We start from the raw sequence: 13,055 nt of genomic DNA, 5'->3' as shown, positions 1-13,055 counted from the left end.
GCATGGAACGCCGTACCACCACCCCCCGTCCCGGCTGGCAGCAGACCGTCGAGGAGCAGGGGCTCGTCTACCCGCTCACCCGCCACCCCGACGGCTCGCTGCGCCCCTACTGGGACGAGAGCGCCTACTACGTCTTCAGCCTGGAGGAGGTCGAGGCGCTGGAGGAGACCGTCGAGGAACTGCAGGCCATGTGCCTGGCCGCCGCCGAGCACATCGTGGCCGAGGGCCGCCTCGCCGACCTCGGCATCACCGACCCGCGCGTCGCCGCCGCCGTCACCGAGGCCTGGCAGCGCCGCGCCGAACTCCCCTCCGTCTACGGCCGCTTCGACCTCCGCTACGACGGCACCGGACCGGCGAAGCTCCTGGAGTACAACGCCGACACCCCGACCTCACTGGTCGAGGCCGCCTCACCCCAGTGGTTCTGGATGGAGGAACGCTTCCCCGGCGCCGACCAGTGGAACTCCCTGCACGAGCGCCTGGTCGACGCCTGGCGCAGGCAGGCCGCGCTGCTCCCGCCGGGCAGCCCCCTGCACTTCGCGCACTCCTCCGCCGACGAACTCGGCGAGGACCTGATGACGGTGGCCTACCTGAAGGAGACCGCCGAACAGGCCGGCCTCGCCACCGACTGGATCTCCATGGAGGAGATCGGCTGGGACACCCTCTCCGGCCGCTTCGTGGACAACGGGCTCCGGTTCATCCGCAGCATCTTCAAGCTCTACCCGTGGGAATGGCTCACCACCGACGCCTTCGCCGGGCACGTCCTCGACACCCTCGACAACGGCGGCGGCACCGGCACCACCCTGTGGATCGAACCCGCCTGGAAGATGCTCCTGAGCAACAAGGCCCTCCTGGCGATCCTCTGGGAGCTGTACCCCGGCCACCCGAACCTCCTGCCCGCCTACCTGGACGGCCCGCGCGAGCTGGCCACCCACCAGGGCTACGTCGCCAAGCCGCTACTCGGCCGGGAGGGCGAGGGCGTCACCGTGCACGAGCCCGGCACGCCCGCCGCCCCGCGCGAAGAGCCGTGCTGCTACCAGCAGTTGGCCCCGCTGCCCGCCTTCGACGGCAACCACGTCGTGCTCGGCGCCTGGGTCGTCCAGGACGAACCGGCGGGCCTCGGCATCCGCGAGTCCTCGGGCCTGATCACCGACGGGTACGCCCGCTTCCTGCCGCACGTGATCCTCTAGCCCTCCAGCACGGCCGAGAGCTGGGCGAGACCCCAGTCCAGGTCCTCCTTGCTGATCACCAGCGGTGGCGCGATCCGGATCGTCACACCGTGGGTGTCCTTCACCAGGACACCCCGGTCCATCAGCCGCTCGGACACCTGCCGGCCCGTCCCGACCCTCGGCGCGATGTCGACCCCGGCCCACAGCCCGCGCCCGCGCACCGCCGTCACCTTGCCGGTGCCGAGCAGGGCGGCCAGCTCCCGGTGCAGGTGATCGCCCAGCTCGGCGGCCCGCGCCTGGTACTCGCCCGTCCGCAGCATCCTGATCACCTCCAGCGCCACCGCACAGGCCAGGGGGTTCCCGCCGAACGTCGATCCGTGCTCACCCGGCCGGAACACCCCGAGCACCTCGGTGCTCGACACCACCGCCGACACCGGCACGATCCCGCCGCCCAGCGCCTTCCCCAGCACGTACACATCCGGTGCGACCCCCTCGTGCTCGCACGCGAAGGTCCGCCCGGTCCGGCCCAGCCCCGACTGGATCTCGTCGGCGATGAACAGCACGTCCCGCTGCCGGGTCAGCTCCCGCACCGCCGGCAGATAACCGGCCGGCGGGACGATCACCCCCGACTCGCCCTGGATCGGTTCGAGCAGTACCGCGACCGTGTTCTCGGTGAGCGCCTCCCGCATCGCGGTCAGGTCGCCGTACGGCACGATCTGGAAGCCCGGCGTGTACGGCCCGAAGTCCGCCCGTGCCTCGGGGTCGGTGGAGAAGCTGATGACCGTCGTCGTACGGCCGTGGAAGTTGCCGCTCGCGACCACGATCTTCGCCATCTCGGCGGGCACCCCCTTGATCCGGTACCCCCACTTCCGGGCCGTCTTCACCGCGGTCTCCACCGCCTCGACACCGGTGTTCATCGGCAGCACCATCTGCATGCCGCACAGCGCGGCCAGCTCGGTGCAGAACGCGGCGAACCGGTCGTGGTGGAACGCCCGCGAGGTCAGCGTCACCCGCTCCAGCTGCGCCTTGGCCGCCTCCACGAGCCGCCGGTGGCCGTGCCCGAAGTTCAGCGCCGAGTACCCGGCCAGCAGGTCGAGGTAGCGCCGCCCCTCGACATCCGTCATCCAGGCCCCGTCCGCGGTGGCCACGACCACCGGCAGCGGGTGGTAGTTGTGCGCACTGTGGGCGTCGGCGGCGGCGATGAGCGTCTCCGTAGCGTTCACGGGAACTCCAGAGGGCCAGAGAGTCGGGATGCATCCCCCTTCTTATCCTCGCTCGCATGGTGGACGCGGGACCTGCGCGATCCGACGCGCCCGGTAGGCTGATCAGCGGGCCGTGACTGGCGCGCTAGGGATGGGACCGACCATCGGGGAGCGGCCCGAGCGGTAAAACAGTGCCGTGCGCCTGGGCCGAACGTGAACGCTGTACACACGCCGTCCGGAGGTCCCCATGCCAGAGCAGCCCCTGTCGACCGAGTCCACCGCCTTCCGCGCCGCCCTCGACGTCATCCGTGCCGTCGAGCCGCGCGTCGCCGACGCCATCGGCCAGGAGGTCCACGACCAGCGCGAGATGCTCAAGCTGATCGCCTCCGAGAACTACGCCTCCCCGGCCACCCTGCTGGCGATGGGCAACTGGTTCAGCGACAAGTACGCCGAGGGCACCATCGGCCGCCGCTTCTACGCCGGCTGCCGCAACGTCGACACGGTGGAGTCCCTGGCCGCCGAGCACGCCAAGGCGCTCTTCGGTGCCCGGCACGCCTACGTCCAGCCGCACTCCGGCATCGACGCCAACCTCGTCGCCTTCTGGGCCGTGCTCGCGGACCGCGTCGAGGTCCCGTTCCTGGAGAAGACCGGCGCCCGCCAGGTCAACGACCTCTCCGAGGCCGACTGGGCCGAGCTGCGCCAGGCCTTCGGCAACCAGCGCATGCTCGGCATGTCCCTGGACGCAGGCGGCCACCTCACCCACGGCTTCCGCCCGAACATCTCCGGCAAGATGTTCGACCAGCGCTCCTACGGCACCGACCCGGCCACGGGCCTGATCGACTACGAGGCCCTGCGCGCCCAGGCCCGCGAGTTCAAGCCGCTGATCCTCGTCGCCGGCTACTCGGCGTACCCCCGTCTGGTGAACTTCCGCATCATGCGCGAGATCGCCGACGAGGTCGGCGCGACCCTCATGGTCGACATGGCCCACTTCGCGGGCCTGGTCGCCGGCAAGGTCCTGACCGGCGACTTCGACCCGGTCCCGCACGCCCAGATCGTCACCACGACGACCCACAAGTCGCTGCGCGGCCCGCGCGGCGGCATGGTCCTGTGCGACGACTCCCTGAAGGACCAGGTCGACCGCGGCTGCCCGATGGTGCTCGGCGGCCCGCTCCCGCACGTCATGGCCGCGAAGGCCGTCGCCCTGGCCGAGGCCCGTCAGCCCTCCTTCCAGGACTACGCCCAGCGCATCGTCGACAACTCCCGCGCTCTCGCCGAGGGCCTGATGAAGCGCGGCGCCACCCTGGTCACCGGCGGCACGGACAACCACCTCAACCTGATCGACGTGGCCACCTCCTACGGCCTCACCGGCCGCCAGGCCGAGGCCGCCCTGCTCGAGTCCGGCATCGTCACCAACCGCAACGCGATCCCGGCCGACCCGAACGGCGCCTGGTACACCTCCGGCATCCGCATCGGCACCCCCGCCCTGACCACCCGTGGCCTCGGCACGGCGGAGATGGACGAGGTGGCGGGCCTGATCGACCGCGTCCTGACGACGACGGAGCAGGGCACCACCAAGTCGGGCGCCCCGTCCAAGGCCGCCCACGTCCTGGACGAGAAGATCGCGGAGGAGATCGCCCAGCGGGCGACGGACCTGGTCGCGGGCTTCCCGCTGTACCCGGAAGTCGACCTGGGCTGATCAACGCCCTCAGGGGCAGCCAACCCAAGGGGCGCGGGGAACTGCGCGACCAGCTACGACGGTCCGCAGTCCCCCACGCACCGAACCACCCCCCACCTCAGGGGCCGATCCCCCGCTCAGCCTCTGAGAGAATGGGCAACATGGCTACCGCTGACCAACCTCGCGTGCTCTCCGGCATCCAGCCCACCGCCGGCTCGTTCCACCTCGGCAACTACCTCGGCGCCGTCCGCCAGTGGGTAGCCCTGCAGGAGTCCCACGACGCCTTCTACATGGTCGTCGACCTGCACGCGATCACGGTCCCGCAGGACCCGAAGGACCTGCGCGCCAACACGCGCCTGGCCGCCGCCCAGCTGCTGGCCGCGGGCCTGGACCCGGACCGCTGCACCCTCTTCGTGCAGAGCCACGTCCCGGAGCACGCCCAGCTCGCCTGGATCATGAACTGCCTCACCGGCTTCGGCGAGGCCAGCCGGATGACCCAGTTCAAGGACAAGTCGGCCAAGCAGGGCGCCGAGCGGGCCTCCGTCGGCCTGTTCACGTACCCGATCCTGCAGGTCGCCGACATCCTCCTCTACCAGGCCAACGAGGTGCCGGTGGGCGAGGACCAGCGCCAGCACATCGAGCTGACCCGCGACCTCGCCGAGCGTTTCAACGGCCGGTTCGGCGACACGTTCACGATCCCGTCGCCGTACATCCTCAAGGAGACGGCGAAGATCTACGACCTTCAGGACCCGTCGATCAAGATGAGCAAGTCGGCGTCCACGCCGAAGGGTCTGATCAACCTGCTCGACGAGCCGAAGGCGACCGCCAAGAAGGTCAAGAGCGCCGTCACCGACACCGACACCGTGATCCGCTACGACGCGGAGAGCAAGCCGGGCGTGTCGAACCTCCTCACCATCTACTCCACGCTCACCGGCAGGTCGATCGCCGAGCTGGAGCAGGACTACGAGGGCAAGATGTACGGCGCGCTCAAGACGGACCTCGCCGATGTCATGGTCGAGTTCGTGACGCCGTTCCGGGAGCGCACGCAGCAGTACCTGGACGACTCCGAGACGCTCGACTCGATCCTCGCCAAGGGCGCGGAGAAGGCGCGCGCCGTCGCCGCCGAGACGCTTGCGCAGGCGTACGACCGGGTGGGCTTCCTGCCGGCGAAGCACTGAGAAGCACGGACCGGCGCTGCGGCGCACGACCGTACACACGTCCCACCGGGCAGAGCGCTGCACATCACTTCCGCTGCGCCTGCCCACAGCACATCCATGGCCGTACAGTCGATAGCCGACGGCCCGGACGGGGACGGCCGAGACGACATCACGCGACGACAGGAGACGACGTGGGGACCGTAACGATCGGCGTGTCGATCGCGGTCCCGGAGCCTCACGGCAGCCTGCTCCAGGAGCTGCGCGCGGGCTTCGGCGACGCCGCGGCTCACGGCATCCCCACCCATGTCACCCTGCTGCCGCCGACCGAGCTGGACGCGACCGACCTGCCGGCGGTCGAGGCGCACCTCACGCAGGTCGCGGCGGCCGCCCGGCCGTTCCCGATGCGGCTGTGCGGGACCGGCACCTTCCGTCCCCTGTCTCCGGTCGTCTATGTGCGGGTCGTACAGGGCGCCGAGACCTGCGCCTGGCTGCAGCAGCGGCTGCGCGACGCCTCGGGGCCGGTGGCGCGCGAGCTGCAGTTCCCGTACCACCCGCATGTCACGGTCGCGCACGGCATCGACGAGGCGGCGATGGACCGCGCCTTCGCCGAGCTGGCCGGCTTCGAGGCCGAGTGGCCGTGCACCGGGTTCGCGCTGTACGAGCAGGGCGCCGACGACGTGTGGCGCAAGCTGCGGGAGTACACGTTCGGGGGATCGGTGGTGCCGTCGCAGGGGGGCCACGCGGACGTCGAGCGCGGGACGATCGCCAGCCGGTAGCCCACGGCACCCGAAGCACGTCAGATCGGCAGCCTCCGGAACAGCGCGCGCGGCGCGTGCCGCAGGGCCGACATCACCAGGCGCAGCGCGCCCGGCACCCACACCGTCTCCGAGCGTCGGCGCAGACCCAGTTCGATGGCCGTGGCGACCGCCTCGGGGGTGGTGGTGAGCGGGGTCTCGGGCAGGCCGGTGGTCATCCTCGTGCGGACGAATCCGGGCCGTACGACCATGACGTGCACGCCGGTGCCGTGGAGCGCGTCGCCGAGGCCCTGGGCGAAGGCGTCGAGGCCGGCCTTGCTGGAGCCGTAGATGAAGTCGGCGCGGCGGGCCCGTTCGCCGGCGGCGGAGGAGAGGACCACCAGGGAGCCGCGGCCCTGGGTCTGGAGGGCGCGGGCGGCGACCAGGCCGGCCGACACGGCTCCGGTGTAGTTGGTCTGGGCGACCCGGACCGCGCGCAGCGGGTCGCGCTCGTCGTGGGCCTGGTCGCCGAGGATGCCGAAGGCGAGCAGCACCAGGTCGATGTGGCCCTCGGCGAAGACCTTGCCGAGGGCCGTCTCGTGGGACTCGGGGGCGAGGGCGTCGAAGGCGACGGTGCGGACGTCGGCGCCCAGGGCGCGCAGGTGCGCGGCCGCCTGGTCCAGGGCGGGGGAGGGGCGGCCGGCCAGCCAGACGGTGCGGGTGCGGCGGGCGATCAGGCGGCGGACCGTGGCCAGCGCGATCTCGGACGTGCCGCCGAGGACGAGCAGGGACTGGGGCAGATCGGTGGCGTCCTTCATGACAGCCGACCGTATCGCCCGTATATGGCCGTTCTGGTGAAGAAACGCGGTGTTGACGTCCACTCGGAGCGGGCACAGTCCGATCATGGACTGGCTGAAGAAGCTCCCCGGGATCGGGCCGATCATCACCTGGCTGATGACCACGCACGCGTGGCGGTCGTACGAGCGGCTGGACCGGGTGAAGTGGACCCGGCTGGCCGCCGCGATGACCTTCATCAGCTTCGTCGCGCTGTTCCCGCTGCTGACGCTGATCGCCGCGATCGCCGCCGCCACGCTCAGCGAGTCGCAGCAGAAGGACCTCCAGCACAAGATCGCCGACCAGGTCCCCGGCATCGCCGACCAGCTGGACATCAACTCCCTGGTGCAGAACGCCGGTACGGTCGGCGTGATCGCCGGTGCCGTGCTGCTGTTCATCGGCATGGGCTGGGTCGGCCAGATGCGGGAGTGTCTGCGCGTGGTGTGGGAGCTGCCCGACAAGGAGGGGAACCCGGTCCTGGCCAAGGTCAAGGACGCGGGCATCCTGGTCGGTCTCGGCGGAGCGCTCCTCGCCACGCTCGCCATCTCCACCGTCGCCTCGGCGCTGGTGGGCTGGACCACCGACCAGCTCGGCATCGAGCGGGCGGGCTGGGGCGCGATCCTGCTGCGGATCGCCGCCTTCACCGTCGCGGTGCTCGCCGACTTCGTGGTCCTGCTCTACGTCCTGACCCTGCTGCCCGGTGTCGAGCCGCCGCGCCGCCGCCTGCTGGTGGCCGCGCTCATCGGCGCGGTCGGCTTCGAACTGCTGAAGGTGCTGCTCAGCGGCTACATCCAGGGAGTCGCAGCGAAGAGCATGTACGGCGCGTTCGGCGTCCCCGTGGCCCTGCTGCTGTGGATCAACTTCACCGCGAAACTCCTCCTGTTCTGTGCCGCCTGGACGGCGACGCAGAGCGGGGAGAACGAACGCGAGGGCGTCGTCAGGAACGCGTCCGACGGCGCATCAGGTCCGGCAGCGGCCAACGGCGGTTGACCAGGAACGCCCCGCCGCCGAGCAGCACCAGCAGCCCGCCGGCCACGCCCAGGGCGATCCCGACGCCGCTGGAGCCGCCCCCGGCGGTGGCGCTCGCCACCGGCTTCGAGCCGGACCCGCCGGTCTTCTCCGCCGCCCCGCCGGAGGCGGTCGCGCCGGGCGTGGCGGTGGACTGCGCGGCGCTCTTCGGCGGGACCAGCTCGCCCACCGGCTGGACCTTGCCGGCCGCCTGGAAGCCCCAGTCGAACAGCTTCGCGGTCTCCTTGTAGACCTCGTTGTGCTCGTGCTTCTCCGGGTTCATCACCGTGACCAGCAGCACCCTGCCGCCCCGCTCGGCGACACCGGTGAAGGTGGCGCCCGCGTTGGTGGTGTTGCCGTTCTTCACCCCGGCGATGCCCTGGTAGACGGGCACGTCGGTGTCGCCGCTCAGCAGCCGGTTGGTGTTCCGGATCTCGCCGGAGCCGAACTTCGCGCTCACCGTCGAGCAGTAGTCGCGGAAGTCCTTCTTCTGCAGCCCGGAGCGGGCGAACAGCGTCAGGTCGTACGCCGACGACACCTGCCCCGGCGCGTCGTAGCCGTCCGGGCTGACCACGTGCGTGTCCAGGGCCTGCAGCTCGTCGGCGTGGTCCTGCATGTCCTTGACGGTCTGCGCGACGCCGCCGTTCATCGCGGACAGCACGTGCACGGCGTCGTTGCCCGAGCGCAGGAAGACGCCGAGCCACAGGTCGTGGACGGTGTAGGTGCGGCCCTCCTTTATCCCGACCACGCTGGAGCCGACGCCCATGCCGGCCAGGTCGTTCGGCACCACCTTGTGCTGGGTCGTCTTCGGGAACCTCGGCAGCACGGTGTCGGCGAACAGCATCTTCAGGGTGCTCGCCGGGGGCAGCCGCCAGTGCGCGTTGTGCGCGGCGAGGATGTCGCCGGACTCGGCGTCGGAGACGATCCAGGAGCGGGCGGTGAGGTCCTTGGGGAGCACGGGCACGCCGTCGGCGAGGTTCACCTGCGTCCCGGGCTGCCCGAGCCGGGCTCCGCCGACCAGCGACATCTGCGCCGGCGGCGTGGCCGTCGGGCTCGTCGAGGGGGTCGGGGCCGCGAGCGCGGCGGGCGCGGTGACGGACAGGGACAGCAGCGTGGCGGTGGTGACCAGCAGGGATCGCCTGACGGTCTTCTTCGGTGCGGGCACGGTCGGAAACGTACCTGGCACAGGCCGCGAAGTCCCGCCTCGCACCCCACCCCGGACACGGAGCCGGACACCGAACGGCGATACTGATGTCATGAAGCTCAGCCGCCCCATCTCCTGGTTCCTGCTCGCCTTCGGGGTGTGGAGCTGGGTCATCTGGGTCACTTTCGTCAAGAACCTGGTCAAGGACAGCAGCGGACTCGCCTTCGACGACGGCCACCCGACCGCGTACTTCTGGGTGCACCTGCTGCTGGCGGTCGTTTCCTTCGTATTGGGGACGGTCATCGGGGTCATCGGGTTGCGCGGACTGCGCGCACTGCGCCGTTCGTCATAGCGGGGGATACGGCAGCGTGGTCCTCGTCCTCGTCCTCGTCCTTGTCGCGCTGATCGTCCTGGCCGTCCTGGCGCTGGGGCATTGGTACGTGTGGCGCCGCCTGGTCCGCGACACGACCAGCGGCCCGGGCCTCGCCCGCCGCGCCGGTACGGCGGTCTTCGTCGCCGGCCCGCTCCTGATGATCGCGGCCCTGGTCGCCGAACGCTCCGGCGCCCCCTTCTGGCTCCAGCGCACCCTCGCCTGGCCCGGCTTCCTGTGGATGGCACTGGCGCTGTACCTGCTGCTGGCGGTGGCGGCGGGAGAGGTCGTACGCCCACTGCTGAACAGGCTCAGCCGAAACCCCGTGCGGCAACCTCTCGAGCTACCGAGTCGGGTGGCGGGTGGGCGTAGGCCGGGGGTCCAGGGGGCGGAGCCCCCTGGTACGCCCACCGAGGCACCGGGCACCCAGGAACCCACCCGGCGCCTCTTCGTGAGCCGCGTCGTCGCCGGCGCCGCAGCCACCGCCGCCGTGGGGACCGTAGGCACCGGAACCTACGGAGTACTCCGCGGCCCACAGGTGAAGCGGATCACCGTCCCGCTCGCCAAACTGCCGCGCGCCGCGCACGGCTTCCGGATCGCCGTCGTCAGCGACATCCACCTGGGCCCCGTCCTGGGCCGGAGCTTCGCGCAGCGGGTCGTCGACACCGTCAACGCGACCCAGCCCGATCTGATCGCGGTCGTCGGCGATCTGGTGGACGGCAGCGTCAAGGACCTCGGCCCGGCCGCCGCACCCCTCGCCCAGCTCAGCGCCCGGCACGGGGCCTACTTCGTCACGGGCAACCACGAGTACTTCTCCGGCGCCGAACAGTGGGTCGCCGAGGTGCGCACCCTCGGCCTGCACCCGCTGGAGAACGCCCGCACCGAGCTGCCGTACTTCGATCTGGCCGGGGTGAACGACCTCCAGGGCGAGAGCGAGGGCCAGGGCCCGGACTTCCGGAAGGCGCTCGGGGACCGGGACCCGGCACGCGCGTGCGTGCTCCTCGCTCACCAGCCGGCGCAGATCCACGAGGCCGTCCGGCACGGCGTCGACCTCCAGCTCTCCGGCCACACCCACGGCGGCCAGCTCTGGCCCGGCAACCTCATCGCGGCCGCGGCCAACCCGACCGTGGCCGGTCTCGACCGGTACGGCGACACCCAGCTGTACGTCAGCCGGGGCGCGGGCGCCTGGGGACCGCCCACGCGCGTGGGGGCGCCGTCGGACGTGACGGTGATCGAACTGGCCGCCACGCGCGCGTGACCAAAACTCCTCCCAGGCCTGTGAAGACGCTGTGAAACCCGGCGGAAACAACGCCTCGGTAAGTTCTTGTACATCTGGTCAGAAAGCCCTTCCCCCGGGTGAAAGTCCTGTGATTAGGTGAGCCCCGCCGCTTAGGGGAGTGGCGAAATTGTGCTGGCCAGGGGTAGGGCCCTGGAGGGCCTGGGGAGGGCACCACCATGCGATCTGTTCGCATGCGCATTCTCGTGACGCTGCTCGTACTCGCCGTCGTGGGAATCGGCGGATGGCAGTTGCTGCCATCGCAGACGGACCAGAACAAGACGATCACGGTCGGCACGACCGACGCCGTCACTTCACTGGACCCGGCCGGCGCGTACGACGCCGGTTCCTGGGCCTTGTTCAGCAACGTCTTCCAGACACTGCTCACCTTCGAGCCGGGCGGTGTCCAGCCGGTCCCGGACGCGGCCCGGAGCTGCGACTTCGAGGGCACCGGACTGAAGACGTACCAGTGCAAGCTGCGCGACGACATCACGTTCCCCAGCGGGCGCAAGATGACCGCCGAGGACGTGAAGTACTCCTTCGAGCGGGTCAAGAAGATCAACGCGCCCGTCGGCCCGGCGTCGCTGTTCTCCACCCTCGGCTCGGTGTCCGCCGACAACGCGACGACGGTCACCTTCCATCTGTCGTCCGCGGACGCCACCTTCCCGCTGAAGGTCGCCACGGGTGCCGGTTCGATCGTCGACAAGGACAAGTACCCGGCCACCGCCCTGCGCACCGACACCGGCGTCGACGGCACCGGCCCGTACACGCTGGCCTCGTACACGAAGGACAAGAAGGCCGTCCTCGACCCGTACGGGAGCTACCAGGGCTACCTCAGCGGCACCGGCCGCCCCATCGAGCTGCGCTACTACACCGACTCCGCGCAGCTCAACAGCGCCTACCAGGACAAGCAGCTCGACGTCGCCACCCGGACCCTGCCGCCGAGCGTGCTCTCCCGGCTGAACCCGAGCGACCCGAACCAGCGCGTCAACGAGTCCGACAGCTCCGAGACCCACAACCTCTACCTCAACACCCGCGCCGGCTCCCCGCTGCACGACGTGCGCGTACGCCGCGCCATGGCCTGGCTGGTCAACCGCGAGCGGCTGGCCGCCACGGTGTACGAGGGCACGGTCGACCCCCTCTACTCGCTGATCCCGACCGGCATCACCGGTCACACCACGTCCTTCTTCGACGACTACCCGACGCAGAGCACCCAGAAGGCCCGGCAGCTGCTCACCGAGGCCGGGGTGACCCTGCCGGTGCACTTCACCTTCGGCTACGGCAAGAACCGGGGCGCGGGCGAGCAGGAGGCCGCGGAGCTGAAGAAGGAGCTGGAGGCGAGCGGCCTGTTCAAGGTGGACGTCCAGGGATACGAGTGGACCGACTTCCAGAAGCGCTGGGCCGCCGGGAAGATGGACGCGTGGGCGGTCGGCTGGGTGGCCGACTACCCCGACCCGGACACCTTCGGCTCCCCGCTCGTCGGCACCGGTTCCACCATGAGCACCGGCTACAGCAACAAGGTCGTCGACCACCTCATCCTGGACAGCCAGCAGTACGCCGACCGCGCGCGGGCGGCCAACGACTTCCGTGACATCCAGAAGGACGTGGCGACCGACGTGCCGCTGATCCCGCTGTGGCAGCGCAAGGAGTACGTGGTCAGCACCGAGGACGTCGGCGGCAGCCAGTACCTAGACGACGGCACGGGCGTGTTCCGCCTGTGGCGTCTGCAGTGGATCTGATCAGCCCGTCTCGTCGCGTCGCGCCCTGGCCCCCGGGTCCGGCAGTGCCTTCGTCATCCCCGGCAGGAAGTCCGTGAACAGTTCGTGGACCTCCAGCACCAGGGGACGCAGCACCCGGAAGCGGGCCAGGGCGACCCCGCGGGCGGTCAGCCGTGCGCCGCGGCGCGCCAGCCGGTAGCTGCGCTCACGTCCCTCGGTGCGGTCGAACACCCAGTACAGGACCAGGCCCATCTGGGAGAGCCACATCAACTCCGGGAGCACGTCCCGGAGTTCGGGGGCCACCTTGGACTTGGAGCCGGCCAGCACCTCGCGGTGGACGCTGATGGCCTGCTCGCGGGCGTGCTCGCTCTCCGGCGAGAAGGGGCTGAGCGGGCTGTCGGGGTCGGCGGCGTTCTTGAAGAACTGCACCGCGAACTCGTGGTACGGCTTGGCGATGTCCAGCCATGCGGTCAGCACGCCCGCGAGCCGTGCCTCGAGATCGGTCTCCCGGTCCAGGACCTCCCGGACCGCCACCTGGTGCTCGGCGGCGATCCGGTCGTAGAAGCCCTGGATCAGGTGCTCCTTGCCCGCGAAGTAGTAGTAGGCGTTGCCGACGGAGACCCCGGCCTCCTTGGCGATGGCCCGCATGGTCGTCTTGTCGTAGCCGAGCTCCTGGAACATCCGCATCGCGGTCTCCAGGATCAGGGCGCGGGTCTGCTCGGACTTGCTCTGGGGGCCGGCCTCGGGGCCGTCGTTCTTCGCGGGCACGGG

The 13,055-nt window shown here is 70.6% G+C and carries 12 protein-coding genes and 1 riboswitch; of the genes, 8 read left to right on the top strand and 4 right to left on the bottom strand.

Annotated elements, in window-relative coordinates:
- The first annotated feature begins 2 nt into the window (after positions 1-2).
- A complete protein-coding gene (locus tag CRP49_RS08325; RefSeq protein WP_097252831.1) occupies positions 3-1,187 on the top strand; it encodes a glutathionylspermidine synthase family protein in 1,185 nt (394 codons plus the stop codon).
- On the opposite strand, the gene rocD is transcribed toward CRP49_RS08325, so the two are convergent.
- Positions 1,184-2,389 carry an ornithine--oxo-acid transaminase gene (rocD, locus tag CRP49_RS08320; protein WP_097252830.1) on the bottom strand — a complete coding sequence of 402 codons (1,206 nt, stop codon included), beginning with the start codon at positions 2,387-2,389 and terminating at the stop codon, positions 1,184-1,186. The genes CRP49_RS08325 and rocD overlap by 4 nt on opposite strands.
- A gap of 102 nt (positions 2,390-2,491) precedes the next feature.
- Positions 2,492-2,583: riboswitch (ZMP/ZTP riboswitch) on the top strand.
- 32 nt (positions 2,584-2,615) lie between these two features.
- Between rocD and CRP49_RS08315 the strand changes: the two genes are divergently transcribed.
- From CRP49_RS08315 to CRP49_RS08305, 3 genes are all read left to right on the top strand, one after another.
- Positions 2,616-4,064 carry a glycine hydroxymethyltransferase gene (locus CRP49_RS08315; RefSeq protein WP_097252829.1) on the top strand — a complete coding sequence of 483 codons (1,449 nt, stop codon included), beginning with the start codon at positions 2,616-2,618 and terminating at the stop codon, positions 4,062-4,064.
- A gap of 140 nt (positions 4,065-4,204) precedes the next feature.
- Positions 4,205-5,221 carry a tryptophan--tRNA ligase gene (gene trpS / locus CRP49_RS08310; protein ID WP_097257254.1) on the top strand — a complete coding sequence of 339 codons (1,017 nt, stop codon included), beginning with the start codon at positions 4,205-4,207 and terminating at the stop codon, positions 5,219-5,221.
- Positions 5,222-5,391: 170 nt separating this feature from the next.
- Positions 5,392-5,976 (top strand): 2'-5' RNA ligase family protein, encoded by a 585-nt coding sequence (locus CRP49_RS08305; RefSeq protein ID WP_097252828.1) that lies wholly within the window; start codon positions 5,392-5,394, stop codon positions 5,974-5,976.
- Between the two features lie 20 nt (positions 5,977-5,996).
- On the opposite strand, the gene CRP49_RS08300 is transcribed toward CRP49_RS08305, so the two are convergent.
- A complete protein-coding gene (locus CRP49_RS08300; RefSeq protein ID WP_097252827.1) occupies positions 5,997-6,752 on the bottom strand; it encodes a decaprenylphospho-beta-D-erythro-pentofuranosid-2-ulose 2-reductase in 756 nt (251 codons plus the stop codon).
- Positions 6,753-6,837: 85 nt separating this feature from the next.
- Here CRP49_RS08300 and CRP49_RS08295 point away from each other — a divergent pair, with 85 nt between their 5' ends.
- Positions 6,838-7,758, top strand: coding sequence for a YihY/virulence factor BrkB family protein (locus tag CRP49_RS08295; RefSeq protein WP_097252826.1), 921 nt, complete (start codon positions 6,838-6,840; stop codon positions 7,756-7,758).
- Here CRP49_RS08295 and CRP49_RS08290 read toward each other — a convergent pair.
- Positions 7,706-8,941: a D-alanyl-D-alanine carboxypeptidase family protein gene (locus CRP49_RS08290; RefSeq protein ID WP_097252825.1), complete on the bottom strand. Its 1,236-nt coding sequence runs from the start codon at positions 8,939-8,941 to the stop codon at positions 7,706-7,708. The two genes, CRP49_RS08295 and CRP49_RS08290, sit on opposite strands and share 53 nt — an antisense overlap.
- A 91-nt stretch (positions 8,942-9,032) precedes the next feature.
- Between CRP49_RS08290 and CRP49_RS08285 the strand changes: the two genes are divergently transcribed.
- From CRP49_RS08285 to CRP49_RS08275, 3 genes are all read left to right on the top strand, one after another.
- Entirely contained in the window at positions 9,033-9,272 is a 240-nt protein-coding gene (locus CRP49_RS08285) for an SCO4848 family membrane protein (RefSeq protein WP_094215392.1), read from the top strand.
- Positions 9,273-9,288: 16 nt separating this feature from the next.
- Positions 9,289-10,548, top strand: a complete 1,260-nt coding sequence (locus CRP49_RS08280; protein ID WP_097252824.1) for a metallophosphoesterase — start codon at positions 9,289-9,291, stop codon at positions 10,546-10,548.
- 212 nt (positions 10,549-10,760) lie between these two features.
- Positions 10,761-12,305, top strand: coding sequence for an ABC transporter substrate-binding protein (locus CRP49_RS08275; protein ID WP_097252823.1), 1,545 nt, complete (start codon positions 10,761-10,763; stop codon positions 12,303-12,305).
- On the opposite strand, the gene CRP49_RS08270 is transcribed toward CRP49_RS08275, so the two are convergent.
- Positions 12,306-13,052, bottom strand: coding sequence for a TetR/AcrR family transcriptional regulator (locus CRP49_RS08270; protein WP_097252822.1), 747 nt, complete (start codon positions 13,050-13,052; stop codon positions 12,306-12,308).
- Positions 13,053-13,055 lie beyond the last annotated feature (3 nt).

Origin of the sequence: Streptomyces sp. Ag109_G2-15 (genome assembly GCF_900215565.1) — a bacterium.
In the GTDB taxonomy this organism is placed as follows: domain Bacteria; phylum Actinomycetota; class Actinomycetes; order Streptomycetales; family Streptomycetaceae; genus Streptomyces; species Streptomyces diastatochromogenes.
This window is presented reverse-complemented; position numbering and strand designations above follow the sequence as displayed.